The sequence below is a fragment of the Niabella sp. CPT15-335-S11 genome (assembly GCF_058792415.1).
Genome location: NZ_JBYTEI010000002.1, coordinates 967364 through 993403, shown reverse-complemented (window position 1 = coordinate 993403; position 26040 = coordinate 967364). Strand labels below are relative to the sequence as shown.

31 protein-coding genes, 1 tRNA gene, 1 pseudogene and 1 riboswitch are annotated in these 26040 nt (G+C 46.9%); of the genes and pseudogenes, 9 read left to right on the top strand and 24 right to left on the bottom strand.

The genetic code is table 11. The features are described from left to right. Positions 1-47: 47 nt before the first annotated feature. The 11 genes from nuoK to AC3WS5_RS10510 all read right to left on the bottom strand — a co-directional run bounded on the left by nuoK (position 48) and on the right by AC3WS5_RS10510 (position 7823). Entirely contained in the window at positions 48-356 is a 309-nt protein-coding gene (nuoK, locus tag AC3WS5_RS10560; RefSeq protein ID WP_492467338.1) for an NADH-quinone oxidoreductase subunit NuoK, read from the bottom strand. 11 nt (positions 357-367) lie between these two features. Next, the gene (locus tag AC3WS5_RS10555; RefSeq protein ID WP_492467337.1) at positions 368-895 is read right to left on the bottom strand and encodes an NADH-quinone oxidoreductase subunit J family protein; all 528 of its coding nucleotides are present in this window, start codon (positions 893-895) and stop codon (positions 368-370) included. A gap of 163 nt (positions 896-1058) precedes the next feature. Further along, positions 1059-1535, bottom strand: coding sequence for a 4Fe-4S binding protein (locus AC3WS5_RS10550; protein ID WP_492467336.1), 477 nt, complete (start codon positions 1533-1535; stop codon positions 1059-1061). A gap of 103 nt (positions 1536-1638) precedes the next feature. Then, a complete protein-coding gene (gene nuoH, locus AC3WS5_RS10545; protein ID WP_492467335.1) occupies positions 1639-2715 on the bottom strand; it encodes an NADH-quinone oxidoreductase subunit NuoH in 1077 nt (358 codons plus the stop codon). Positions 2716-2846: 131 nt separating this feature from the next. After that, positions 2847-3974, bottom strand: a complete 1128-nt coding sequence (locus AC3WS5_RS10540; protein ID WP_492467334.1) for an NADH-quinone oxidoreductase subunit D — start codon at positions 3972-3974, stop codon at positions 2847-2849. 8 nt (positions 3975-3982) lie between these two features. Further along, positions 3983-4441 (bottom strand): NADH-quinone oxidoreductase subunit C, encoded by a 459-nt coding sequence (locus AC3WS5_RS10535; RefSeq protein ID WP_492467333.1) that lies wholly within the window; start codon positions 4439-4441, stop codon positions 3983-3985. Between the two features lie 109 nt (positions 4442-4550). After that, positions 4551-5102, bottom strand: a complete 552-nt coding sequence (locus AC3WS5_RS10530) for an NADH-quinone oxidoreductase subunit B (protein ID WP_492467332.1) — start codon at positions 5100-5102, stop codon at positions 4551-4553. A gap of 126 nt (positions 5103-5228) precedes the next feature. After that, entirely contained in the window at positions 5229-5579 is a 351-nt protein-coding gene (locus tag AC3WS5_RS10525) for an NADH-quinone oxidoreductase subunit A (RefSeq protein WP_492467331.1), read from the bottom strand. A gap of 140 nt (positions 5580-5719) precedes the next feature. Continuing rightward, a complete protein-coding gene (fabD, locus tag AC3WS5_RS10520) occupies positions 5720-6610 on the bottom strand; it encodes an ACP S-malonyltransferase (RefSeq protein WP_492467330.1) in 891 nt (296 codons plus the stop codon). Between the two features lie 175 nt (positions 6611-6785). Next, positions 6786-7382, bottom strand: a complete 597-nt coding sequence (folE, locus tag AC3WS5_RS10515) for a GTP cyclohydrolase I FolE (RefSeq protein ID WP_492467329.1) — start codon at positions 7380-7382, stop codon at positions 6786-6788. Between the two features lie 30 nt (positions 7383-7412). Continuing rightward, positions 7413-7823, bottom strand: coding sequence for a 6-pyruvoyl trahydropterin synthase family protein (locus AC3WS5_RS10510; RefSeq protein WP_492467328.1), 411 nt, complete (start codon positions 7821-7823; stop codon positions 7413-7415). Between the two features lie 66 nt (positions 7824-7889). Between AC3WS5_RS10510 and mqnB the strand changes: the two genes are divergently transcribed. After that, positions 7890-8531 (top strand): futalosine hydrolase, encoded by a 642-nt coding sequence (gene mqnB, locus AC3WS5_RS10505; protein ID WP_492467327.1) that lies wholly within the window; start codon positions 7890-7892, stop codon positions 8529-8531. Continuing rightward, positions 8528-9334, top strand: coding sequence for a 1,4-dihydroxy-6-naphtoate synthase (locus AC3WS5_RS10500; protein ID WP_492467326.1), 807 nt, complete (start codon positions 8528-8530; stop codon positions 9332-9334). The genes mqnB and AC3WS5_RS10500 overlap by 4 nt, the downstream gene beginning before the upstream one ends. Here AC3WS5_RS10500 and AC3WS5_RS10495 read toward each other — a convergent pair. From AC3WS5_RS10495 to AC3WS5_RS10475, 5 genes are all read right to left on the bottom strand, one after another. After that, complete coding sequence (locus AC3WS5_RS10495) at positions 9310-10167, bottom strand: aminotransferase class IV (RefSeq protein ID WP_492467325.1); 858 nt, start codon at positions 10165-10167, stop codon at positions 9310-9312. The genes AC3WS5_RS10500 and AC3WS5_RS10495 overlap by 25 nt on opposite strands. A 63-nt stretch (positions 10168-10230) precedes the next feature. Continuing rightward, positions 10231-10653, bottom strand: coding sequence for a DUF4296 domain-containing protein (locus AC3WS5_RS10490; RefSeq protein ID WP_492467324.1), 423 nt, complete (start codon positions 10651-10653; stop codon positions 10231-10233). A gap of 2 nt (positions 10654-10655) precedes the next feature. Next, on the bottom strand, positions 10656-11864 hold the full coding sequence (coaBC, locus tag AC3WS5_RS10485; RefSeq protein ID WP_492467323.1) for a bifunctional phosphopantothenoylcysteine decarboxylase/phosphopantothenate--cysteine ligase CoaBC: 1209 nt from the start codon (positions 11862-11864) through the stop codon (positions 10656-10658). 98 nt (positions 11865-11962) lie between these two features. Continuing rightward, positions 11963-12304: a DNA-directed RNA polymerase subunit omega gene (locus AC3WS5_RS10480; protein WP_492467322.1), complete on the bottom strand. Its 342-nt coding sequence runs from the start codon at positions 12302-12304 to the stop codon at positions 11963-11965. Beyond that, the gene (locus AC3WS5_RS10475; protein WP_492467321.1) at positions 12279-13097 is read right to left on the bottom strand and encodes an outer membrane protein assembly factor BamD; all 819 of its coding nucleotides are present in this window, start codon (positions 13095-13097) and stop codon (positions 12279-12281) included. Before AC3WS5_RS10475 ends, AC3WS5_RS10480 begins: the two co-directional genes overlap by 26 nt. Before the next feature lie 220 nt (positions 13098-13317). Between AC3WS5_RS10475 and AC3WS5_RS10470 the strand changes: the two genes are divergently transcribed. Further along, complete coding sequence (locus AC3WS5_RS10470) at positions 13318-13638, top strand: cupin domain-containing protein (RefSeq protein ID WP_492467320.1); 321 nt, start codon at positions 13318-13320, stop codon at positions 13636-13638. Here the strand turns inward: AC3WS5_RS10470 and AC3WS5_RS10465 are convergent. Both AC3WS5_RS10465 and AC3WS5_RS10460 read right to left on the bottom strand, forming a co-directional pair. After that, positions 13635-14444, bottom strand: a complete 810-nt coding sequence (locus tag AC3WS5_RS10465; protein ID WP_492467319.1) for a uroporphyrinogen-III synthase — start codon at positions 14442-14444, stop codon at positions 13635-13637. The genes AC3WS5_RS10470 and AC3WS5_RS10465 overlap by 4 nt on opposite strands. A 35-nt stretch (positions 14445-14479) precedes the next feature. Then, on the bottom strand, positions 14480-15583 hold the full coding sequence (locus tag AC3WS5_RS10460) for a DUF4271 domain-containing protein (protein ID WP_492467318.1): 1104 nt from the start codon (positions 15581-15583) through the stop codon (positions 14480-14482). A 352-nt stretch (positions 15584-15935) separates the two neighbouring features. On the opposite strand from AC3WS5_RS10460, the gene hemW reads away from it, so the two are divergent. Continuing rightward, complete coding sequence (gene hemW, locus AC3WS5_RS10455; RefSeq protein ID WP_492467317.1) at positions 15936-17105, top strand: radical SAM family heme chaperone HemW; 1170 nt, start codon at positions 15936-15938, stop codon at positions 17103-17105. On the opposite strand, the gene AC3WS5_RS10450 is transcribed toward hemW, so the two are convergent. Together AC3WS5_RS10450 and AC3WS5_RS10445 are read right to left on the bottom strand one after the other, a co-directional pair. Further along, positions 17085-18125, bottom strand: a complete 1041-nt coding sequence (locus tag AC3WS5_RS10450) for an NAD(P)H-dependent glycerol-3-phosphate dehydrogenase (protein WP_492467316.1) — start codon at positions 18123-18125, stop codon at positions 17085-17087. The two genes, hemW and AC3WS5_RS10450, sit on opposite strands and share 21 nt — an antisense overlap. A gap of 89 nt (positions 18126-18214) precedes the next feature. Next, a pseudogene (locus AC3WS5_RS10445) lies at positions 18215-18981 on the bottom strand (SDR family NAD(P)-dependent oxidoreductase). Here AC3WS5_RS10445 and AC3WS5_RS10440 point away from each other — a divergent pair. From AC3WS5_RS10440 to AC3WS5_RS10430, 3 genes are all read left to right on the top strand, one after another. After that, the gene (locus tag AC3WS5_RS10440) at positions 18976-19143 is read left to right on the top strand and encodes a hypothetical protein (RefSeq protein ID WP_492467315.1); all 168 of its coding nucleotides are present in this window, start codon (positions 18976-18978) and stop codon (positions 19141-19143) included. The pseudogene AC3WS5_RS10445 and the gene AC3WS5_RS10440 overlap by 6 nt on opposite strands. Positions 19144-19333: 190 nt before the next feature. Further along, a complete protein-coding gene (locus AC3WS5_RS10435) occupies positions 19334-19738 on the top strand; it encodes a DUF1801 domain-containing protein (protein ID WP_492467314.1) in 405 nt (134 codons plus the stop codon). 85 nt (positions 19739-19823) lie between these two features. Beyond that, on the top strand, positions 19824-20159 hold the full coding sequence (locus tag AC3WS5_RS10430; protein WP_492467313.1) for an ORF6N domain-containing protein: 336 nt from the start codon (positions 19824-19826) through the stop codon (positions 20157-20159). A gap of 64 nt (positions 20160-20223) precedes the next feature. Here the strand turns inward: AC3WS5_RS10430 and AC3WS5_RS10425 are convergent. The 4 genes from AC3WS5_RS10425 to yihA form a co-directional block, all read right to left on the bottom strand. Next, positions 20224-20298 (bottom strand) — tRNA-Arg (locus AC3WS5_RS10425). A gap of 8 nt (positions 20299-20306) precedes the next feature. After that, positions 20307-20900 (bottom strand): MarC family protein, encoded by a 594-nt coding sequence (locus tag AC3WS5_RS10420; RefSeq protein ID WP_492467312.1) that lies wholly within the window; start codon positions 20898-20900, stop codon positions 20307-20309. Between the two features lie 149 nt (positions 20901-21049). Beyond that, the gene (locus tag AC3WS5_RS10415; protein ID WP_492467311.1) at positions 21050-22921 is read right to left on the bottom strand and encodes a TonB-dependent receptor plug domain-containing protein; all 1872 of its coding nucleotides are present in this window, start codon (positions 22919-22921) and stop codon (positions 21050-21052) included. Between the two features lie 121 nt (positions 22922-23042). Further along, positions 23043-23251: riboswitch (cobalamin riboswitch) on the bottom strand. 149 nt (positions 23252-23400) lie between these two features. Then, complete coding sequence (gene yihA / locus AC3WS5_RS10410) at positions 23401-24057, bottom strand: ribosome biogenesis GTP-binding protein YihA/YsxC (protein WP_492467310.1); 657 nt, start codon at positions 24055-24057, stop codon at positions 23401-23403. 114 nt (positions 24058-24171) lie between these two features. Here yihA and ubiE point away from each other — a divergent pair, with 114 nt between their 5' ends. Then, positions 24172-24918, top strand: a complete 747-nt coding sequence (gene ubiE / locus AC3WS5_RS10405; protein WP_492467309.1) for a bifunctional demethylmenaquinone methyltransferase/2-methoxy-6-polyprenyl-1,4-benzoquinol methylase UbiE — start codon at positions 24172-24174, stop codon at positions 24916-24918. Between the two features lie 309 nt (positions 24919-25227). Further along, positions 25228-25968, top strand: coding sequence for an ABC transporter substrate-binding protein (locus tag AC3WS5_RS10400; RefSeq protein WP_492467308.1), 741 nt, complete (start codon positions 25228-25230; stop codon positions 25966-25968). Positions 25969-26040 lie beyond the last annotated feature (72 nt).

Sequence of the window (26040 nt, the reverse complement as noted above, 5' to 3'; positions counted from 1 at the left end):
TTCAAATTCTCCTTTGTTATAAACTGTTCTCTAAACCTGTCAACCGATCAGTATTTAAGTTCACTCGCTGCATCCACGTCGATTGATTTGTGGGTGCGATATAAATTAATGATAATAGAAATGGCTACGGCCGCTTCTGCCGCAGCAATAGCGATGATGAATATGGTGAAAAATACGCCGTCCAGTCTGCCGGGATAGAGATATTTGTTAAAAGCAACGAAATTGATGTTCACGCTGTTGAGCATCAGTTCGATGGCCATCAGCATTGTTATCAGGTTTTTCCTGGTCAGGAAACCATACATGCCAATAAAGAACAAGGTCGTGCTCAGGATTAAAATATGTGATATGGGGATCATGATTTGTCTCCTTAAATTGAATTTGTACGGTTTGAGTCTTGTTTCCGGATAATGATGTTGGATTTCATCGCCACGACAATACAACCCACCATCGCCGCGAGCAGTAAAATACTCACTGCTTCAAAAGGCAGAGAGAAGCCATCTGAACCAAAGTTTAGCATAGCCTCTCCGATTCTGGTGACTGAAAAATCGAGCGGTGCATCTGATTTGCTGAACTGAAACCTGTAAATGATCAGTCCGGTCTGGATGATTCCAAAAACAGCGGCCAGTATTGCCGATACGGTTCGCACGGCCGGCGCGTGCTTCGTTTCTTTACCTGCCTGTTCCGTCAGGAAGATGGAAAAGATAATCAGCACCACGATCCCGCCAACGTAAACTGAAATCTGCACAGCGGCGATAAATTCCATTTCCATCCAGAAATAAAGGCCCGAAATTCCCAGCAGGGAAAATAGAAGGAAAATGGCCGACCTGAATACCTTTTTGGAAGTCACGGAAAGCAAACCCGTGATCAGGATAAATGCAGCCACGAGATAGAACATAATTTGGTAGCCAGTCAATTTATATAAGTTTTTATAATTATTTTAATTCAGTCTTAAACATTCGTCATACTTCTGGTCTTACATTATTTACTCTTACCGCTACCTCTTTTTGTCACCTTCGGGTTTCTTTCTTCGCCCCTAAGGCGGGGTAGCGATATCACTTCTATTCAATACCCGCCCTAACCTTAGATCCAGGTTTATTCAGGATCTTGGTCAGCTTGCTCCGGTCAAACACACTATGTTCAAATTCATTCGACATGATGATCGCATCGCTCGGGCAAGCTTCCACGCACAGATTACACATCGTGCACATCTCCAGGTGGTACACAAATTGATCGATCGCCTTCTTCCTTTTGCCCTCCGGGGTCAGATCAAATTTGGTTACGATCTTGATGGTGCCGTTGGGGCAGGCCAGTTCGCAGGCCGTACAACCCGTGCAGGCATGTTCATTGTTTTCATCATGGGGCATCACCACTTCTCCCCTGAAGCGCTCTGCCAGTACCAGCGTATCACGGTTATCGGGATATTGCTGGGTGATGATCTCTTTGGGATGCCTGAAATACCAAAAGGTACGACGCATTCCGATACCTAATGATCTGATGGCTCCCCAAACTTCTTTTATGTAATCGACTAAAAACATAGGCCGAATCTCCTTTTCATTTACTGTTCGTAAACTGCCGGATTGTATTTTAGATGAATAATTTCAAAAAACATAATTTCATAATATATATCCATAGCCTGTCCTAAAAATGCCAGCCTGAAATGGCGATAATGGTCGCCAGTAGCAGATTTACCAGGGAAATAGGCAACAGGTACTTCCATTCCAGGTTCAGTAGCTGATCGATCCGCAGCCGGGGGAAAGTCCACCTGAACCACATGATCACGAAAATGATCAAAAAAGACTTTCCGAAAAACCATACGATCCCCGGAATATAATCCATGATATGGTTAAATGCTGTGTTTTGTCCGAAATGCAGGGGCATCCATCCGCCCAGGAACAGGGTGGCGCCCACGGCGCTCACGATAAACAGGTTTACATATTCCGCCAGGAAAAACAGGGCGAATTTCATTCCGGAATACTCAGTATGAAAGCCTGCTGTCAGCTCGCTTTCCGCTTCAGCCATATCAAAAGGTGCACGGTTTGTTTCAGCGGTCGCTGCAATGATATAGATCACAAAAGCGATGATAACGGGGATATGTCCCTTAAAGATCCACCATCCGTTTGACTGCGCTTCGATGATATCTGAAATGCGGAGGCTTCCTGAAAGCATCACGATGACGAGGATTGACAGGCCCGCGCTCAGTTCATAGCTGACGATCTGCGCGCCACTGCGCATTGCACCAAGCAGAGAATATTTATTGTTACTGCTCCAACCCGCCATCAGAATGCCGATCACGCTTACCGAAGAAACCGCCGTGATGAAGAAGATACCGATATTGATATCCCAGATCTGAAATCCTTTGGCGAATGCCAGCGGTGCCATTACCACCATCGCTGTTATCATTACGATGAAGGGGGCCAGGTTAAAGAGAAACTTGTCCACATTGTTCGGTGTAAAGCCTTCCTTCACGATCAGCTTCAGGGTATCCGCAACAGTCTGAAACATCCCATGCGGTCCTACCCGGTTGGGTCCCAGACGGATTTGCATGAAGGACGCCACTTTTCGCTCCATGAGCACCAGTACCAATCCCAGCATAGCAAATAGACCGATAACCAGTACCATGATGATGACTGCTTCAACCAGAAAGGCTGTAGTCTGCCCAAACTGCGCAATTAGCCAGCTATCTACCGTGTTTGTTATGTTTTCTAAGTTCCACATAAGCCTATTTCGGGTCATCCTGCTTATCAGCCCCGGGCTGTAACACTGCAGGGAAACGATGAATATTTATATTTATAATATCATGACTTCATTCTCCACCAGGCCTCGCCCTCGTCGAATGAATGTCTAACCTATCTGTCAATATCCGGGATGACCAGGTCAACCGACCCCATCACCGCCACAAAGTCTCCTATTTTTCCACCCTTAACCATCGATTCCATCGCACTCAGGTTACTGAATCCGGGGGATCGGAACTTGATCCTGTAAGGGGTGGTGCCACCTTCGCTTACAATATAAACGCCCAGTTCACCCCTCGCCGTTTCAACGCGGCTGTAATACTCACCTTTCGGCAGTTTGAGAACGGCTTTAGTTTTCGCCTGAATTTCACCTTCGGGGATATTATCAATGAGTTGTTCCACAATAGAAAGCGATTGTCTCATCTCTTCCATACGGACTACATACCGGGCCCAGGAATCACATCCATGATCGGTGACTTCCTCAAAATCCAGTTTATTATAAATGCTGTAAGGATATAATTTTCTGATATCGCAGCTTACGCCGCTGGCACGGGCAGTGGGGCCGCTGCAACCATAGGAGATCGCATCTTCCTTCGATAGGATGCCGATACCTTTGGTGCGATTTTGAAAGATGATATTACCCGTAACCAGTTCATCGTATTCCGGAAGCTTTTCTTTGAATTGCTTAATAAACGCCTTGACTTTCTTTTGAAAATCGGGATGCAGATCCACCATTACGCCACCCGGGCAGATGTAGTTCATGGTCAGACGGGCTCCGCAGGTATCTTCAAAAATTTCGGTGATCATTTCCCTTTCGCGAAACGCGTGGAAGAAAGGCGTCAGCGCACCGATATCCATGGCCATACTTCCCCACCACAGTTGATGGGAGGCCAGCCTGGTCAGTTCATCCATCAATACGCGGATTACTTCTGCCCGCCCGGGAATCTCAAGCTGTAATCCCTGCTCCACAGCCAGGCAACAGGCGTGATTATTTATATGTGACGACAAATAATCCATCCGGCTCGTGACGTACACAAATTGCCGGTAATTGAGACTCTCGCACATTTTTTCAATGGAGCGGTGAATATAGCCGAGGTGAGGCTCCAGCTTCACGATCGTTTCACCGTTGAGGGTAATCACAAAATGCAACACACCATGGGTTGAAGGGTGCTGGGGACCTACGTTGATCACCATATAACCATCGTGCCCTGCATTTTCTAATATTTCAGATTGACGGTACATTCCTTTTATTACAATTTTATCATATTCACCGGATCCTCGAAATCTTTCCTGAGCGGATTTCTGCCCTCCCAGCCATCAGGCAGTATCAGTAAACGCAGATCGGGATGGTTCAGGAAATTCACACCAAACATTTCATACACTTCCCTCTCAAGAAAATCCGCGGTCAGCCAGATTTGGGCCACAGATTCAATATTCGGATCCGTTCTGTCCAGATCAACTTTCACCACGACTGTATCGCGGGTACTGGTAGCGCTCAGGTGGTAAACCATCGTGAGTTTTGTTTTCCAGTCCACACAGGTAAGGCAAAACATGTAATCAAAGGGGAAGTCTTTATAGCTTCTCAGTGACCGGGCCGTCTCCAGCCAGGAATCGGCAGGAACCGTCATATTCAGCCACTGCCCGCTTTCGTCAAATGTCGCCTGCGGAAAGGTCTCAGATAAGCTTATTTTAAGTTCTTCTTTGGTCATATCTTGCAGAACGTATTTTATTCTTCCAATTATTTCTAAAATGACTTCCGCCGCAGCCGGCCAGCGTTTAGAAATCGTTTCCAGGCAGGGTTCTTCTCAACCAGAACCACTATACCGCTCCGGTCATATCCTTCTTGATCTGTTCTCTGGTCAGTCCGCTCCTGATCTTTTTTTGCAATGTGATCAGTGCATGTATCAGCGCCTCGGGCCGGGGCGGACAACCGGGGATATACACATCTACCGGTATCACATGATCGGCACCCTTCACCACGGAATAGGTATTATAAAAAAAAGGTCCTCCGCTGATCGCACAGGCTCCCATTGCCACCACGTACTTAGGCTCCGCCATCTGGTCGTAAAGCCTCTTCAAAACCGGCGCCATTTTATTGACAATAGTCCCGGCGATAATGATTACGTCTGCCTGACGCGGGGTGGCCCTGACCACTTCAAATCCAAACCGGCTCCAGTCATACTTTGCTGAGTTCACGCTCATAAATTCGATAGCGCAGCAACTGGTTCCGAAGGTGAGCGGCCACAGCGAATTGCTTCTTGCCCAGTTAATGACATCGTCCAGAACACCCGTGGATACTGTGGTTCCGGGGCCCTGGATAATTTTTCCGGGAAAAACTTGCGTGGTGGGTTGTGTTTGTTCTTCGCTCATTTTTTCAAGAGGGTTTATCATGCCAACCGGTATGAACCAGGATTGATACCGATTCAGTCTGATAACAGATCAGATTTTTAACAATCCGGGACTATTATGAGACGATCTTTTACAAGTGCAGATCCCTTACTGCCATTTAAGTGCCCCTTTTCTATGGGCGTATAAAAATCCTACAAATAATATAAATAGAAAAATCAAAACCTCTGCCAGGGCCAACCATCCCACGCTCTTTACAACCACTGCCCAGGGGAAGAGGAAGATGAGTTCCACATCAAAAATCAAAAAGATGAGTGCAAACAGATAGTATCCCACATTAAACTGTATCCAACTGGGACCATGGGTGGGAATACCACATTCATAAGGTTCTCCCTTTTGTTCATTAGTCCCCGCCTTTAAAACAAATCTGGAAATTAGCAAGGCAATAACCGAAAATGAAACCGCGGCTATTGAAAGAATAATGATGGAAGCGGCACCCATTTTGTTTGTGTTTAATTTATCAGCAAATATAATGTTATACCATCGAAGGGGTCTATGACGAATTAAACGCCCAAATATGTTATTTATCATATTTTAAGACCGGAATTTTAGTTACGGCATGGGCCAGTATATAGCTAAGCCTAACTCACTCCCTCAACCTGCATTTCCTTGTTTATTTTCATAATCAGCCCCTGCAAAACTTTACCCGGACCGCACTCGGTGAATTTAACTGCGCCGTCGGCGATCATTGCCTGAACGCTTTGGGTCCACCTTACGGCTCCGGTGAGCTGGGCTATAAGATTTTGCCGTATCTCGGTGGGGTCCATCACTGCCTTAGCCACTACATTCTGGTAAACGGGGCAGGCAGGTTCGCGGAACATCGTATTCTCAATAGCAGCCTGCAGCTCCTGGCGGGCAGGTTCCATCAACGGCGAATGAAAAGCGCCGCCTACAGGAAGAATCAGTGCCCTTTTTGCACCTGCAGCTTTCATCCGTTCACATGCGATTTCGACACCTTTTATCGAGCCGCTGATCACCAACTGGCCCGGACAGTTATAATTGGCCGGAACAACGATCTCCCCGGTTTCATCTTGCACAGATCTGCAGATCTCCTCAACTTTTTCATCGGATAGGTTGATAATGGCCGCCATGGTAGATGGATTCAGTTCACAGGCTTTCTGCATGGCATTTGCCCGCACGGATACCAGGTTCAGGGCGTCTTCAAAATTCAGGGAATTATTGGCCACCAGAGCGGAAAATTCACCTAGTGAATGACCGGCAACCATGTCCGGTTTCAGGTTGTCCGCGGATCTGAAAGCGATCACTGAATGGACAAAAATGGCTGGTTGGGTCACCCTGGTCTGTTTCAATTCCTCATCAGTTCCGTTGAACATGATGTCCGATAACCGGAACCCCAGAATTTCATTGGCCAGCTCGAAAGTTTTTTGTGCGAAGGCGCTGTTTTGGTAGTGGTCTTTGCCCATGCCGGAAAACTGGGCTCCCTGTCCGGGAAATACAATTGCATGCTTCATGTGTCTGTTTTTTTATTTTCTCTTTTTGCCATCGATAAACCTCGCGCCTGTCGCAGTTTCAGTGAAAAGGCTAAGCAAGATCGTCGTTCAGTGTTGTCGGACCGGCAAATTTCTGTTAAGCTTTTATGTTAAATATTTTGGATACGGTCATCGGTACCTTTCGTCCAGGGTGGGTTTAATGAAAGTCGGCACTGATCAGTTTTAAAAATTCATTGCGTGTTGAGTGTTGTTGAAATTCACCATCGAAAGCTGAGGTTGTGGTTACAGAATTCTGTTTTTGAACACCCCTCATCATCATGCACAGATGCTGGGCCTCAATGACTACCGCCACGCCAAGGGGGTTCAGGGTCTCCTTGATCGCAACCATGATCTCAACGGTAAGCCGTTCCTGTACCTGCAATCTCCGTGAAAAAACGTCCACCACCCGGGCTATTTTACTCAGCCCCGTGATCCAGCCATTAGGTATGTAGGCGATATGAGCCTTGCCAAAAAAGGGGAGCACATGATGTTCGCAAAGACTGTACAATTCAATGTCTTTTACAATAATCATCTCGCTCACTTTTTCATGAAATTTAGCCGAATTGATGATCTCGTGGGCATCCATCTGGTATCCCTGGGTCAGGTACTGAATAGCTTTTGCCTGACGCAGGGGCGTCTTGATCAGTCCTTCACTTTTTGTATTGTCTACCAGGAGTTCCAGGATACCATCGTAATGTTTCTGCAGATCCTGGGTGAGCTGTTCTTCATAGATTTCCTTTTTCTTATAGCCCATATACTTGCTTATTGTTGATTTAGCGTTTTTTTAGTTAGTGGGAAATTCCACAAAATTCCTGGGTGTTTCATACAAACGAACCTGAATATCCAGGTGTTCGGCGATCAGGGGTCTCAACAGATTATAAATCACAACGACAAAATTTTCTGTAGTTGGATTTTGCTCCCGGAACTCTTCAGTATCCAGGTTGAGGTTTTTATGGTCAAACCTGTCAACCACCATTGCCACGATCAATTCACTCAGCACCTTTAGATCCATCACAAACCCTGTGGATGGATCCACCTCGCCGGTTACTTTCACCTGCACTTCATAATTGTGGCCGTGGAAATTCGGCAGGGCGCATTTGCCAAATACCTCTTCATTTTTTGCCTGATCCCAAGTGGGATTGACTAACCGGTGCGCCGCATTAAAATGCTCGGTCCTGAAAACAGATACTTTCATAAAGGGATTTTAAAGTCTGACAAAGTTAACAGTTTATTGACGACCTTTGCCACTTCAGCTTTAATTATGAGGGGTTTACTGATCGCAGCGACTGAACTGGAAATTTTGCCAGTAAAGGAAACCATCCGGGAACTCAAAAACTGGGATCTGCTGATCACCGGTGTTGGCGGTGTGCAGGCAACGTACCGGATCATGCAGCATCTATCAAAAAACAGGCCTGATCTGATGGTTCAGGTTGGGATAGCCGGCAGCCTGGATGTACAATTGCCCATTTCATCTGTTGTTATTGTGGAGATGGATTGTTTCGGCGATCTCGGAGTCGTTGAAAATGAAAAGAGGAGATCTGTTTTCGATCTCGGCCTCATCCCGACCCACCAGACGCCTTTTCAGAAAGGATGGCTGGTCAATCCCTACCGTGATCTGATTAACCGGGCTGGTTTGGAGACTGTAAAGGCTATTACGGTTAACGAAATCACCACCAGCCCCAAAGATATCCGACACTTCCGGGGGGCCCTTGGCGCTTCAGTGGAGTCACAGGAGGGAGCCGCCTTTCATTATGTAGCGCTGATGGAACAAATTCCGTTTTTACAGATCCGTAGCATTTCCAATATAGTGGGCGAACGTGACAGGGAAAAATGGGAGATCGAAAATGCTGTGCAAAACCTCGCTTTGGTGACCAATCAACTTATTCAAACTATTTATTCATGACATTATCCATAGGATTTTCACCGTGTCCGAACGACACGTTCATTTTCGATGCCCTTGTGAATGGCCAAACTGGTAACACAGGGTTGCGTTTTGAACCCGTGCTGGAAGATGTTGAAACGCTGAACCAATGGGCATTACAGGGCAAACTGGATATCACTAAGCTTAGTTTCCCTGCTTTTTTTCAGGCTTCGGAAACTTATGATCTGCTGACTTCCGGCAGCGCACTGGGCAGAGGCGTAGGGCCGCTGCTTATATCCCGTGAAGATCGCCAGTTTTCTGAGGAGGAGATCCGCGAGGCAACCGTGCTGTTGCCGGGCGTTCATACAACGGCGCACTTGCTGTTTAGTTTCGCCTACCCCTCAGCCAGGAATAAGAAATTCATGGTTTTCCATGAGATTGAGGATGCACTGGTCAATGGCGAGGCAGACCTGGGCGTTATCATCCACGAAAACCGGTTTACCTACCAGGGAAAAGGGCTTCACAAAGTGCAGGATCTGGGTGAATACTGGGAGGAGAAGATGGAAATGCCCATTCCATTGGGTGGAATTGTCATCAGAAAAAGTCTGGGCAAAGAAATCTACGAGCAGGTAAACCACGAAATACGCCAGAGTCTGGAACAGTCGTTTGCGAGTTACCCTGAGATTTCCGGCTTTGTATCATCCAATGCCCAGACAATGAGCGAAGATGTTATGCGGAAGCATATTGAGCTTTATGTAAACGACTACAGCCTGGATCTTGGGGCTGCCGGCCTTAGTGCCGTTGAAACATTGAGGAAAGTTTATACATCGATCCAGTTGGGGTAAACAAGTTCCTTCCAGATTTTCCCCGCAATAGTGTTTGTGTACTGCCTGGCGCCGAAACGTTCTACCCACCTGAGCCCTGTCAGGGCATTTGTAAGAAAAATTTCGTCTGCTTCCAGCAGTTGGTTCTCTGTGCAAGTGGTTTCAATCAGACGGATCCCGGAATTTACCCCGTTTTGTTGCCTTAGGTTTTCCATCAGAAAAGATCGCATCACGCCCGCAACGCAGCCTTCAGAAAGCGACGGTGTATGCAGGGTTTCGTTCTTCACCCAGAAAATATTAGACACGGTTGATTCGGCAATACGATCATATTGATTAATGATCAGGGCATCATCCCAGTTGTGTTCCCGGGCAAAACCTGCAGCCACGCTCGAAGCCAGGTAGCTGGCGGATTTCAGATTAGCAAAAGCGTCGCAGCTTTTCCTGATCAGAGAGCAGATGCCCAGCAGGAGTCCTTTGGACGTTAGTGCCGCCTCAGGGCGGGCAAGGGGCGTGGCTTCGATCAGGCAATCCGGAATACCAGTCGGTTCGTATAGAGAACCGCGACCATTGGAAAACGATAACCGGATCCTGGCAGAGCCTGAGCAATTATTGCGGGCGGCTAGTTCACCTATGATCGTCTCAACCTTCGCAAGCAGATCTTCCAGGGGAAGATAATTCAGCAACTTCACGCTCTGCCTGATCCGCCGCAAGTGATAATCGATCAATGGGATCCGGCCATCAATCAAACGCATTGTTTCAAAAAATCCGTCTCCATAGCGGTAGCTTCGGTTATCAGCGTGAATAACCGGTTGATCTGCGGGAATAATCTGTCCGTTGAAATAAATGGAAGACAATGGTTGAAATTCTTTAAACTCAGGTAAAAGGATCGTTCCAAATAGTCAGGTAACTTAGCCGGGCTATTGGACTATTTTTGGTGTACCGGTTCCGAATTCAGGGCCGTTTTGTACCGGGCCTTCCGGTACCGGGGGATTGGATTCCCCGGATGCGGTATTTCTCACCAGCCGCGTCTTTCTGGCCTCGATGGTATCCAGCATGGTCAACATCACAGCAGGTCTTTCTTTATAGAAAGCCAGGCTCTTATCGAATTGCTTTTTAGTTATTTTGTGAACCCTGAATATTTCATCCATCATCTTGTTATTCAGGGCAGCCTTATTCAGATCAGGATATTTGTAATAGATATATCCGTTGATAAACTCTCCGCCACGTGCCACATCCCACAGTACATCCTGCATCTGTTCCCTGGAGAGCACGTCCGACGGGCGTCCCGGCGCGCAGGACACCGCCCATATCAGAAATAGCAGGGATAAATACCGTTTCATAGTCAGATTGTTTCGGTTTTGTAAAAGGATAATATGGTATCGATGATATCTTTTGCAACCTCCGCTTTTGGTTTCGAGTCGAAGGGCATTACTCTTCCCCCACGCGAAAAAATGGTTATCTTGTTAAAATCAGATCCAAAGGCCATTCCATCCTTCAAAGAGTTCAGGACGATAAAATCCGCATTTTTCTCGCGGAGCTTCTTCTGTGCATTTTCATTGGCGTTTTCTGTCTCCAGGGCAAACCCTAATAAGACCTGACCATCCTTCTTTAGTTTGCCGAGTTGCTTCAAAATATCCGGTGTTTTAGTCAGGCGGATCTCCGGGACTGACTCCGTTTTCTTTATTTTTTCCGGATTGACAAATTCCGGTTTGAAGTCGGCCACTGCAGCGGCCATTAACGTGATATCAGCCTTCGCAAAATGATCTGTGCAGGCAGCAAGCATTTCATCGGCGGTCGTGACCCTGATTACGGTCATGTCTTCCGGAATGGCGGGGATCTGAATAGGCCCAAGGACCAGTACCACATCGGCGCCCCTATTCCTGCACTCTTTCGCAAGCGCCAGGCCCATCTTCCCGGAAGAGTGGTTTCCGATAAACCTGACCGGATCAATGGCTTCGTGGGTTGGCCCGGCAGTAACCAACACTTTCCTGCCTGCCAGGTCACGCCTCTTATCATTGGAGAAAAAGCTGGTTATTCTGGTTACGATCTCTTCCGGTTCTTCCATTCGCCCATGACCGTACAGTCCACTAGCCAGCTCACCTTCGCGCGGCAGGATCAGCAGGTGGCCAAGTCCCGTCAGGTATTCCAGGTTCCGGCGTGTTGCCGGATGCTGCCACATATCTTCATCCATAGCGGGGGCGATCATCACGGGGCAGACTGCGGAAAGGTAGGTGGAGAGCAGGAGGTTATCACACTGGCCCTGTGCCATTTTGCTCATCGTATTGCAGCTCAGCGGGGCGATGACCATCAGATCGGCCCAGCGTCCCAGGCGGACGTGGTTAGACCAGGTATTACCTGCAAACATATCCGACAGAACTTCATTCCTGGAAAGGGTTTCCAGGACCAGGGGGGAAACGAAATCCCTGGCGGCCGGTGTCATAACAATTTTTATCTCGGCACCCTGCTTTACCAATGATCTTACAAGCTGTACAGATTTGTAAGCAGCGATGCTACCGGTGATTCCCAGCATTATTTTCTTACCCTTGAGCATGATGTTCAAAATTAGCGATTCTGCAGGGTTCTAGAAACAGAAAACCACAGCAATACGGAATCCCGCATTGCTGTGGTTGTTCAGAATTAGGTTAAATCTCAACTAAAAAGTTCGTCCTCGGCTTTTCTGAAATAGATCTTGTCCTCCATGAATTCCTGCGTAGAAAGCAAGGCGGGATTAGGCATCCTTTCGTAAGCCCTGGAAATTTCAATCTGCTCCTTGTTTTCATGGATTTCCTCCAGGGAGTCCGTGTGAGTGGCAAATTCATCCAGTTTATGATGCAGCTCTTCTTTAATTGATATATTGATCTGGTTAGCCCTTTTGCTAATAATCACGATCGATTCGTATATATTCCCCGTCTTGGCTTTAATTTCAATCAGGGCCTTGGTTTCCACGCTATTGGAGATGCCTGCACTAAGTTGACGTCTTAATTTGCTCATGACTACTAAATTTTTGAATTTCGGTGTTTGATAATGCGATATAATTTTCCACGTCTTTCCGCAGTTTGCTCTCCGGAAAACGATCGATAAAGTCCCGGCACTCGGTCAGGACCTGCTCAAAACGTTCTGTCTTTTTCTCAGCCACACTCAGTTCGGCAAACCGGTAATAGGATTTGACAACCATGAACTTGTATTGGTCCGCCTGCGTTGATTCCGGGAAATTGTCCAGTACAGATGTAAAGGTCACGCCTGCCGCCCTGAACTGTCCCATGTCATAGTAGAGCTGTGCGCTGCCCAATTCTTTCTTTTCCAGTTTCTTTCTCATTTCCTCAATGAGCCTGGCGGCTTCAGCGATCCTTACAGAACCAGGGTGGCTATTGATAAAAGTCTGGAACATCCCAATAGATTTATAAGTATTGGTCTGATCCAGTTCCGCTTTAGGCGATTGTTTATACAGGGCATAAGCCCTCATGTATTCCATTTCCTCCGCCCGCGGACTATTGGGAAAAGTTTCTACAAAAGTTTTAAAAAGATTTTCCGAGTTCAGGTAATCATCCTGGTTGTAGGAACTATAAGCGAACTTATAATAAATATCCTGGTACTGTGGTGTGGTTTTATAAAACGGCATCACATCTTCAAAGACGGTATACGCCTTGTTATATTTTTCCGCAGCATAGAATTTTTCCGCCATACCCAATTTATAGGCCGGATCTTTGCTCTTCATGATCTTATTCATGCCGGGCCCGCAACCAGCCAGCAAAACTGCCAGGAAAATAATAACCGGAAACTTCATAAAGTTTGCAAAGTTAACCATAATTGAGCAAATGTTGCCAAAAAATCCGGTAGTATATATCACAGCGCGTTAAGCTTTTGATAAAGGTACGGATTAATGTCGTGGTTCTTAAGTCACCAGCAGCGAAGGGTCTTTGGCGGTATCAGGCCGGACTCCAGCCCTTTCAGGTGTATTATCATTGAGGTTTTATTCGTATTTTTGAAGGAATTCAAGTCAGGATATGGAAGATTTTTCAAAACCCTTTGCCCTTTCGCAGTCGATAGACTATGCCGGCAACGCCATCGTTAGCAAAACAATTATCAAGAAACCTGCGGGGACTGTTACGCTTTTTGCGTTTGATGAAGGACAGGAACTGAGCGAGCATACCGCACCATATGATGCGCTCGTGCAGGTATTTGACGGCGCAGCCGAAATAACGGTAGGCGGTGTAGTTTATAACGTTTCCAAGAGTCAGAGCCTGATCATGCCCGCCAACATTACTCACGCCGTAAAGGCAAAGGAAAAATTTAAGATGATGCTGACCATGATCAAAGCGGTTTAGAGCGCTTTTTTCTTCCGATCAATCAGGAAATTATCCAATGCTGTGATCATGCTTGGATTTTTAGGTAGTGGCGCGACTATTTCCGGGTGGAGTCCGGCCTTTTCCGCTGCCAAACGGGTATTATTGCCAAACGTGCCGATAAGCACGCTGTTCTGTTTGAAGTCAGGATAATTATCAAGCCAGGCCCTGATACTGGCGGGCGTGAAAAAACAGACAACGTCAAATTCTTTGCCGTCCAGCGCCTGCGTGATTTCTCTGCTCTTGGCCCGGTACATGAAGGCCAGTTCAAATTCACGTCCTTTGTCCTTCAGCCAACTGACGATCTCATTATCCTGTTGATTTTCGGAACACACATAGAGGAACTTAATATTTTCCTTGTGCTTATGAATGACTTCAAACAGGCTCTTATTTGTTCCGTCTGTCCCAAAAAAGACTTTTCTCTTGCGGTAAAGGATAAACTTCTGCAGGTAAAGGGCGACCGCCTCAGTAATACAAAAATATTTGGTATCCTGGGAAACACTCACTTTGGTTTCTTCGCAAATCCTGAAAAAATGATCGATAGCATGGCGGCTGGTAAAAATAACGCCCGAGAAATTGGTAATATTTATTTTTTGCTTTCTAAAATCCTTTCCAGCTATGGGTTCAATATCAATCAGGGGTTCGAAAAATAGAGTGATTGCATGTTTCCGCTCAAGTTCAAAATACGGCGATTTTTCGCTTTGGGGCCTTACCTGTGTGATCAGTATGTTCTGTATTTGATTCTCAGCAGAGATCTCGACGAATTTCTTTTCTTCTGTATTTGCCATTAATTTCACCTGAATTCGGTGCAAAGGTACAATTTCTAAACCAAATAAAGGTTGACCGCCTTATAAATCATCAGGATAGGAAGCACTTCAAAAGACAAGACAAATACGATCAGATGGAAAACTGACATCCTGGAACCTTTGTTAACAATGGCAACGGCAGCTACAAATCTGTAAAGAAAAAAGCCTGCCATCAAGATCCAACTCAGGGTCAGACCTGCTGTTTTCATGGGTAGACTTCCAAGCGCAATCACAATAACCAGCGGGAATAAAAAGAGTACAAACATTTTATTGACGAGGAATACGAGGAAAATATATGCGTCGGTTACAGGTTTTATTCTGAATATCCAGCCCAACATTTTAAGGAACAGATATTTGCCGATATAAATCGCTGCCAGGCCTGCGAGGCTGTACAAAAAAAGGAGCCAGAAGTGAATTCCGGAAGATTTTCCGGTAGCCTGAAGCAGGAGCGCCAGGTAAATGGCGCCTACAATGACAAAAAGAAGATTAAAGATGAGGGCGGCCGTGGAATTCTGACTGACCTGCTGCCGTAGTTGCCGTTGCCTGACTGACCGTTTGAAAAATAAGTCGGTCAGATTCTGGAAGTATTTTTCAAATGTATTTCTGAAGCCGGCCAGCAGAAACAAGAAAGCGATCAGGAGGTAAAAGATCAGGTCTTTATGGGAGGTATGTCCTTTTTTTGAATAAAGGGGTTGGGACACTTTCCCGGTGAAATTGAAATACGGGTGGCCAGCCAATATTTTACGGGAAAGTGAATCAGTCAGCGCATTGCGCGACAGTCCGGTACCTCTGGTACCTCCCTCGGATAATGTTTTGCCTATGGTGATTGCAGGCTGACTTTCATGATGGCGGGATGTCGGTGTATCCTGTCTTTCCGATGTATCGGGTTTTGTACCCTTGCCAACCGCTGGCAAGTTCTGTTGCGGGCGCGTTGGCGTGTCCGCGGCTTTTGGGATTGCATTGTTTTTGTCCGATTTGTTTTTGATGGTTTTGTTAGTGTCCGACTTTTGCTGAGCGTTTTCCGGCTGTGCACGCCGGACTGGTGCAGTATCCAGGTTTTGACCCCAGGAAAAAATAAACAACAGTTGAAATAAAAAAAATATAATAAGTCCCTTCCGCATCGCTGCAAAATTAGCCCAAATCGGGCTGCAAAATGGTAACGCGACTGGTTTCTCAAAAGAAGTTGGTAAATCCAAAATGTATTTTTGACTGGGAGGGGTTAAAATTTGAATGGTTTCTTTTGCCCAAAGCCCATGCCAGATTGCACAAAACCATCCGCGTTTCGAAAAAAATCCACTAAATAATACGGTTGCTGGCAGGCTGCCCGCATGCCTGTACACAAAATGAGTAAAACTGCGGCCAGGTAGTGTACCTTTGTCATTTACGGATACAAATAACGGTTATTTTTTCAGTGGAAACCTAGGGATGCACTCAGAATAACCAAATTCCGAAACCTTTAATAAGTATATTTCTTTGTCCGGCATATACGTCCATATACCCTTTTGCAGGCAGGCCTGCCACTATTGTAATTTTCATTTTTCCACTTCGCTGCGAAAAAAGGATGCGCTGGTGCAGGCGATAGCCAGGGAGATCTCGATCATTGGCGCGTCAGGTCGAAATGGTCCGGATCATTCCGAAGGTGGCAAAAAGAATCATATCTCGACGGTTTATTTTGGGGGAGGAACGCCCAGCCTCCTGGATATTGGGGAGTTGGTTGTTATTTTAGATACGATCAGGGAGCATTTCGACCTGGATCCCGGGTCGGAGATTACACTTGAAGCCAACCCGGATGATATTACTGCGGATAAACTGGAAGCATGGAAACAGGCGGGTATTAACCGGCTGAGCATCGGGGTACAGTCATTTTTTGATGAAGACCTGAAGTGGATGAACCGCGCGCATACGGCGAGACAGGCGATAAGCTGCCTTGAAACAGCCATTAATTATTTTGATAATATAACCATGGACCTGATCTATGGCATCCCGGGACTTTCTGATGACAGATGGGAAGAAAATATGAAACGGGCGTTCGAACTGCATGTGCCGCATCTATCCTGCTATGCGTTAACCGTGGAGCAGAAGACGCCTTTATATAAAATGATCCGCACCGGAAAAAAGGCCGATGTTGACCCGGGTGATCAGTCGAGGCAGTTTCTGCTCCTGATGGACCGCGCGGCAGAAGTCGGCTATGAACACTATGAGATTTCCAATTTTGCCCGGCCGGGTTACAGAAGCCGTCATAATTCTTCCTATTGGAATGGTGAAAATTATTTGGGCGTTGGTCCATCAGCTCATTCCTACAACGGGATAGAACGATGGTGGAATGTTGCCAATAACCAGCAGTATATCGATGCTATTGAACAAGATCGTTTACCCCGGGAAAAAGAAGTGCTGACGCCTGTTCAGAAACTGAATGAATACATCATGGTTTCTTTGCGCAAGAGCGAGGGTATTGATCTGGAACGGTTCAGTGAGCCGGAGAGGATAATCGTCGTGAACCAGGCTGAAAAATTTTTACAGGCGGGTCGGGTCGTGATCGACGGTAACCGTTTGCAACTGACCCGCGAAGGGATGTTGTATGCTGATGGTATCGCGGCGGATTTGTTTTTTCCTTCCGATTTGTCAAACGAGGACCGCTTCTAATGCTTTAAATCCATCGGCGGGATTTAGACCCTCCCAAAGGATTTTGTAAACCGTCTCTGCGATGGGCATTTCAGCCTTTATTTTCTGATTGATGTCGTAAATACACTTTGACGCGTTAAAACCTTCCGCGATCATATTGAGTTCCAGTTGTGCGGCCTGGACTGAATATCCCTTGCCAATCATATTGCCGAAAGTCCGGTTCCGGCTGTAAAGCGAGTAGCAGGTCACCAGTAAATCGCCCAGATACACGGACGCTGCATAATTAGCTGAACGCTTTCCCAGGTCGCCGCCGTTTTCATGTTCTCCGACCACAATATGTTCGGCCCCAAATTTCCGGAGGAATATGGCCATCTCATCGGCGCTGTTGGCAATATAAACACTTTGAAAATTATCGCCATAATCCAAGCCGTGGGCGATACCGGCGCCCAGTGCATAAATGTTTTTCAGCACAGCGGCATATTGTACCCCGAAGATATCGTGATTAACGACTGTCTTGATATAGGGCGAACTGAAATAACCCGCGATGTCTTCAGCCATTTTAACGTCAACACCTGAAAACGTAAGGTAGGAAAGCCTTTCAGCAGCGACCTCTTCTGCATGGCAGGGTCCCAGTACGGCAAAATAATCCGAAAGTGGCAGATCAAATTTTCTGCCCAGGTAATCATTCAGCAGGACATTTTCCTCCGGCAGGATACCTTTTATCGCGGAAAGAATCTTCTTATCCCTGAGGTTGCTGCTATCCAGGACGGAGAGGGCCGAAGCGATAAAAGCCGATGGAACGGCCATCACAAGTACGTTTGCGCCTGATATCACTTCTTTCAAATCGGTACTCACTTGGAGTCGTCCGGTGTTGAGCAGGGCGGATGTGAGATAATGCGGATTGTGGTGCCTGTTCAGGATATAGGTCTTTGAGGCATCATTTCGAACCCACCAATGTACGGTATGCCCGCTATCCGACAGGATTTTGACGAGCGCGGTCGCCCAACTGCCGCTTCCGATTACAGCAAATTTTAGAGTCACGTATTAAAAAATTTTACTTTAAAGTTAACGGATAATATCCGCGAAATTTCTTTTCGAGATAGCTCAACATGCATTCGGGGATAGATACATTACGAAGTCTTATCATAATAAAAACAATCTGCCTGTTGCGTACCGGTAATGACCAGGTCATTAACGCAAACGTGTTCCGGTAGTGTGGTGCAATAATAAATGACTTCTGCCACATCTTCCGCTGAAAGTGGCGTAAAGCCCTCATACACTTTGTCTGCTGCGGATTGGTCGCCCTTAAAGCGCACCATCGAAAACTCCGTGTTTGCCGCGCCGGGGTGAATGGCGGTAACTTTAATATGATGGGGCAGGAGGTCGATCCGCATGGCCTGGCTGAGTGCATCGATGGCATGTTTGGTGGCGCAGTACATGTTGCCCTGGGCGTAGACCTGTTTGGCGGCTACTGAGCCGAGATTAATAATATGTCCTTTATTTCTTTTGACCATACCCTTTGCAACGGCCTGTGCTATCCGTGCAAAGCCTTTGATATTTGTGTCAACCATTTCATCCCAGTCATCCAGGTTCGCTTCATCGAGTCATCTTTTCCTGCGGCCAGTCCGGCGTTATTGATTAATATGTCAATCTGCTGCCATGCTTCAGGCAGGGAATGTATGGCGGTAAGCGTTGCGTTTCTGTCACGCACGTCGAAGGGCAGAAGATGAATTTCGGTAGCGTATTTTGAACGGAGCAGACTTGTCAGGTTCTCCAGCTTTTCCTTTCTGCGGGCTGATAAAATCAGGCGGTGTTGATTGGAGGCAAATTTGTGGGCACAGGCTTCTCCAAAGCCCGAGCTTGCGCCGGTTATAAATACAGTTTTTTGCAAATGCATGTCGTGTTACGTTTGAGTAAAGGTAAGGGTGGCGGGGGAAATACGTTAGCAACGGTTACCGAAGGAGTTGCCAGCGAAACCTCGCTTCGCGATTTTGCTGACCGAAACGTTATAGGGGATGATTATTACGATGACCTGAACGGGACCCCGATCTATCTATAGCCGCCCGGGCCATGGGATGGCGGCTGTTAGCTGCGGCCGGTAAATTGTGCGAAAGTGAATCTTCCTGAGCTGTAGATAAAGAAGAATGAATGAGCGTTTGAATTAAAAGTTAGGCGAGATTAGAGAATCTATCGCATGCAACCGTACCTTTATTTAGTATATGAACGTTCAGGAACAAATTAAAAACTATTTGGCTGACCAACCCGAACCCAAACGTGGCGACCTGCAGGAATTGCACCGGCTCATACTTCAGGTGTCACCGTCTGGTAAATTATCATTCTTTGACGGTAAAAACAGCGAAGGTCAAACGATTGCCAACCCTACGATCGGATATGGACTTTACACGATTAATTATGCGGATGGAACAAGCAAAGAAAATTTTCAGATCGGCCTAAGTGCAAACAAAACGGGCATCTCTGTCTATATCATGGGGATCAAAGATAAGACCTACTTAGCCCAAACGTTTGGAAAAAAACTGGGCAAGGCAACTGTTACCGGATATTGCATTAAGTTCAGAGCACTGAAGGATATAAACCCCGACATACTTGAAGCCGCCATTCGATATGGGTTTGAGGGACAAGGCAAAAATGGCTGAACACAGAACGATGCAAAGAATGGTGTGAGACGGCAAGTAGGGAAAAAAGCTCTACCTTTCTGCTTGTTAGCTAAAAAACATAACGATGGCAAAGGCCTTAATGGTAAGCAATGAAAAAGTGATCAGTAAAATTTATTTGCTGCGCGGGCAAAATGTGATGCTGGACAGTGATTTATCAGAGTTGTACGGCGTAGAAACGAGGGTTCTAAATCAGGCAGTAACCAGAAATGAGGGCCGCTTTCCTGATGATTTCATGTTCCGGCTTACGGAACAGGAATGGACCAACTTGATATCACAAAATGTGATATCAAGTTGGGGCGGTAGAAGAAAACTACCTAATGTTTTTACAGAACACGGCGTTTTAATGTTATCCAGTGTGTTGAACAGTGAGCGAGCTATAGCAGTGAATATCTTTAGATAAGGCCATCAGAAGCAGGCAGGAACTTCCATAAACAACAAAAGCCGCCAATAAGGCGGCTTTTGCGTGGTGACCTTGCCCGGAATCGAACCGGGATCATGGGTTCCGGAGACCCACGTACTATCCGTTGTACTACAAGGCCGGGGGAGGCTATGGTGCGGACTGCAACAAACCCGCTGCATTGGCCGCAAAGATTTTTACGGCAATGGCCAGCAATATTACGCCAAAAAATTTTCTTACAGCGATTAATCCGCTTTTACCTAAGAGCCTGGATATAGGACCGAGGGATTTCAGGACAATAAAAATGATGATCAGGTTCAGAAAGATGGCTAATAATATCGTTGTTTCATCGTAGTTTGCTTTTAACGACATGATGGTGGTCAACGTGCCCGAGCCCGCGATCAGCGGAAAGGCAAGCGGGACAATGGTTGTAGCTTTTTCGTCTCCTTCAGGCTTGAAAAACTCAATCCCCAGCACCATCTCAAGTCCAAGGATAAAGATTACGATCGAGCCTCCCACCGCAAAAGACTTAACGTCCAGCCCCAGCACATGCAGGATTGAATCGCCGAGGTACAGGAATAGGATCATCAGCAACCCGGAAATGGCCGTTACCCTGAGTTCTCTTATCTTGCCGCCCATCTTATTCTTGACGGACAGCAGGATGGGAATTGAGCCGATTATATCAATAATCGCGAACAACGTAAACGTAATAGTCAGTAAAGCATTCAGGTTGATCGGTTTCATGTCCTTCCCTTTTGGTTGCAAATGTATATTATTTGAAAACAAGACCGGGAAACCACCCCGTTTACCCTTCTGAGGTGATTGCCCGGTCGTGTTGTATCCAGTCGAGTTATTGGTCAGCATCACGCTGCCCAAAACGCCGCTGCCGGAGGTCAGAAGTTAAACCGGATCCCTCCCGTCCAGGTGCGGGCCAGGGTCGCGTATCCCGTGATCTCCGAATAGTTGGCATTGAACAGGTTATTGACCTGTCCGAACAACTTCAGATTATTCTTCAGGATCCCGTATTCAGCGTACAGGTCCACCAGGGTATAGGGGTCCAATGTCCGATTTTCAGCTTTGTAGGTCACCGCGTTAAACGCGATATCTTTTCTCTCGCCAAAATACCTGGCGTGCGCCGACAGGAAAAGTTGTTTGGTAGCCTGATAGCCCAAGGTCGCGCCGGCACTGTGTTTTGGTCTCCTGAACAGGTTATTGAAAGTGGTATCTGCGTTTCCGCTCTTTGTTGTAACCTCGCCGGTTACGAAGGAATAAAACAGTTTCAGGTTCAGCAGTTCTGTAAGGGCGATTCCGGTCTCGATATCAACCCCGTGATCTTTTTGATGATTGAGGTTGATATAACGGTACTTCTGGTCTGTGGTAATGACATCATCAATCCTGCGGTCAAAATAAACGACACGGCCCTGGAGCTTATCATTCAGGAGCTTCGCTGAAATTCCGGCTTCCAGGTTCCGGGATTTTTCGGGTTTCAAATCGGGGTTGGCACCAAATTGTCCATAAAGCTCGGACAAAGCGGGTGCCCGGAACGAGGTTCCATAGTTTACAAAAAGCTTCACTTTCTCATTGATGAGGTAGGAAGGGTTCAGGCTGAAAGTCGCGTTGTTCCCGTACTTGGAATGAAAGTTGAGCCTTCCGCCTGCTTCCAGGTTGAAACCGGTGCGGTTCTTCAGGAAGAGCAACAAGTAAGGGCTGGCAACCGTGGCCAGGGTATCCTTGACATCCGGTCTGGGATGCTTCATGACCAGCTTATCATACCTGAATCCGGCCAGCGCCTGGAAATATGGATTGAAGGAATAAGTGGAAATTAGCTCGGCCGTTTTTTTGTGACCGGCATAGTCAGAAGCGCCCCAGGAAAATTTGTAATGGCGTTCCACATCATCATAGGCATAGATTCCGGTAATGGAACCTCCTTTGAAATAATATACAGCCTGGCTTCCTGTGTTGATCAGCCGGGCATCATAGGGATTAGCGGCCGGCTGGAACGCGCCATCGGGAATGGAGCCCATGTACCTTGAATACCTGAAGTAGGGTTTTAGGTAGAAGTTTTCAGTCAGCTTGGCGTTGAAATCTGCGCTGAACGCGTTTTGATTATACCCGTTCCTGATAGCGGTATCGATTTGGTTAACCGCTTCGGAGATGCCCCGGGTCTCCTGGTGAACATAACCGATATTGTAGGATGATCCTTTGTAGTGCCCGCCCAGCGCGGCATTTGCACGGAATGTTTGGTGGGTGCCATAAGAAATGCCGCCCGATACACCAACGGGTTTGGCTCCCCCTTTTTTGGTGATGATATTGATGACCCCGGCTACGGCTTCGGATCCGTAGAGCGTACTTTCAGCGCCTTTCAGAATTTCGATTCTTTCGATCTGGTCAACGGGCAACATTCTCAGATCAAAAGCTCCCCCTACTCCGGTCGGATCGGTTACCGGCACGCCGTTCAGCAGGATCAGGGTGTACCCGTAGTTTGCGCCCTGCATATAAATAGCCTTATCTTTTCCAGGGTTACTGTTGGCGCCGCTCACGATAATGCCGGCCTGTTCTGAGAGCAATTGTGAGAGATCTTTCCCGCCTGCCCGGCTGATCTCTTCAGCGGTAATAATGTTGACTACTTTGCCAGTCTCAGAAGTCTTTTTCGGGAATTTCGTTGCTGTAACCGTTACTTCTTCAAGGTTAAGCAGGCTGTCGGTTTGTGCTTGTAGTGTGCCGTAAATGAGTACAGCAGCCACTACTAAAATTTTCTTTTTCATGTAAAAAGTTTTTAGTGACTGCTTCCGGTGAAATGAACATTAGAAGTAACTTAAAAGCTGCAGACTATGAAAGCTGGTTTTAAGGAAACCGCTAATACCCCACTTTTCTCCCGAAAGCTGAATATTGAATCATGATCTGGCAGGTCTTCTGGCTTGGCCCGTTTTATTTCCTTCCCTCCATATGTGATGAAAGTGGGTCTTAATAAAACTTTTCTGCGTCTCATTTAACAATGAGATCAAGTGGGCATTACAGCTACGGGGATAGCGCCGGACTCTCACCGGACTTCCCTTTTCATGGCGTTACCGCCAACCAAATCGCTGCAAATATAGGGAGTCTGGAATTAATTGCAGGGGAGTTTAGCACATATGCTTCTTATATGTAATTAATGAGCCTAAGGTCTAAAATCTAGCGTCTAACGTCCCCGCCCGTCCGCCGCGGCCGACGATTCGGGTGGATAACGTCTAGTATCTAACCGCCATTACAGCGTTTTTCCTGGAAAAGTTTTCCTGAACAAATTGTTCAGTTTGTTAATATGATCAAGAATTTCTTCCCGTCCGGTTCTATCGATGGCGGATGAGATAAAGTAAGGAGGAAGCTCTTCCCAGCCTGATCGCAGGGCTTCCAAAAATTGCTCCACATTCCGAACGGTTGCCCCAGGTTTGTTTTTGTCGGCTTTGGTAAACACAATAGTAAAAGGGACGCCCCAGGCGCCGAGCTGGTTGATGAACTCAATATCAATTTTCTGGGGTTCATGGCGACTGTCAATTAAGATAAAAAGGCTGCAGAGATTGGGTCTTTTCAGAATATAATGCTCTATCATCACCGACCAGCTTTTCCGTTCTTTTTGGGCAACTTTTGCATACCCGTAACCCGGCAGGTCGGCGATATACCATGAAGTCCTGTTTTTGCTATCGCGGTTGCTGACAGACGAAACGATTTCAAAATGGTTGATCAGTTTGGTCTTACCCGGTGTGGATGAGGTTTTGGCCAGTGCTTTTTTATGACAAAGCATATTGATCAGGGAAGATTTGCCCACATTGCTACGGCCGATGAATGCATATTCCGGCCGGTCCGGCGCGGGACACTGACTGAAATTGGCGCTGCTTTTCAGGTATGATGCGGACAAAATTTCCATAACAGCAAAAGTAGGGCGGGCATATCATAAATCCTAAAAGGTGAATCCGGTTCAACTTGGTGCAGGTAACAGGCTTTGCAGTAAAAAAGCCGATTTTGGGCTAACTTTGCCGCCATGGCTCAATTACCTCATGATGATATAATTCCCTTCCGGGAGTCGGACAAGACCAAAAAAGAACAGGTAGCAGAAATGTTTGACCGGATTGCCGGGAAATACGATTTCATGAACCGGTTGCTGTCGGCACGGATCGACATCGGATGGCGGAAGAAAGGTCTGAATACGCTAAAGGCGTCAAACCCGAAGCAGATCATTGATATCGCCACGGGTACGGCTGATCTGGCGATCATGGCCTGCAGGACGCTGGATCCCGAGCGGATCACCGGGGTGGATATATCAGCCGGGATGCTGGAAGAGGGCCGGAAAAAAATTGAGAAAGAAGGTCTCGCCCGAAAGATCGACTTAGTGAAGGGGGATTCCGAAGACCTGCCTTTTGCCGCGGATAGTTTTGATGCCGCCATGGCCGCTTTTGGCGTTCGTAATTTTGAAAACCTTGAGAAAGGTCTGGCTGAGATCTGCCGGGTGTTGCGGCCAGGGGGCAAGCTGATGATCCTGGAGTTCTCGCAGCCGCACACATTTGGATTTGCGGGGCTGTACCGGTTTTATATGGACGTGGTGGCACCTCAGTTCGCACGGATCTTCGCCAGGAATAAAGCGGCTTATCAATACCTGAATAAATCAGCCCGGGCATTTCCAGAACGGGAGGAATTTCTGGAACTATTGAAAAAAGCCGGCTTCAGCAGTACACAGTACCGGTCACTCACCATGGGGATCTGCTGTATTTACACTGGGGAGAAGAAGTGAGTCAATTACGAATTACGAATGATCAATTACGAATGACGTTGTTCAATGGCGAATTATGAATGATCATTGACGAATGAAGTAGGTCAATTACGATTGACGAATGAATCGGGAGAGTAACGAGTCTTGTATCAAAATAGGGCCTTATGACGTATAATTTAAGGCCAATATATATTTAAAATATGATATATATAGTCCCCGCCCGAACGTACCGTTCGCTACGCCCGCCCGACCGGGGCGATCGATTCGGGCGGGGGCGGGTAATATATAACGTCTAAATACTATCGTCTAATATCTCCTTTACCAATTATCATGACCCGCATCGTCTCCCTAGTCCCTTCCATCACCGAATTGCTCTACAGTCTGGGGTTGGAAGAAGAGGTCGTGGGCATTACCAAGTTTTGCGTCCACCCACAAGCGTGGTTTCGCACAAAGACGAGGATAGGAGGCACCAAGAATATCCAGACTGAAAAAATCAGCGCACTGTCTCCCGATCTGATCATCGCCAACAAAGAAGAGAACATCAGGGAACAAGTGGAACCGCTGCAACGAGATTACAACGTGATGCTGACCGACGTGAACGATTTCAGCCAGGCTTTGGACATGATCACGCAGGTTGGACGGGCCACCGGAAAAGACAGGGAAAGCGAAGCGCTGGCTGGAGAAATAAAAAAAGCATTTTCACCATTGCGGGATGGCACTGGCAAAACAGCGGCCTACCTGATCTGGAAAGAACCCTGGATGACCGTCGGCGGCGATACCTTCATCCACGCCATGATGCAATATGCCGGTTTTGAAAATATCTTTGCCGACCGCCTAAGGTATCCCGAAACCAACCTCGAAGAAATAGAAAAACTCAAGCCCGAATGGGTATTGCTTTCCAGCGAACCATTCCCGTTTAAGGAATCACATGCACGCCAACTTCAAAACGTTTTCAGTCACTCAAAAATCCTGCTGGTCGATGGCGAAATGTTTGGATGGTACGGAAGTCGCATGCTGCACGCTGCAACTTATTTTAGGGAATTGCGAAATCAACTTACCGACCCAGGCTAGTAAAAAACAATGCTCGCTTCAAACGCAATCGTTTTCCCGCCAACTGCGAAATTTCGGTTAATTTCGCACCCT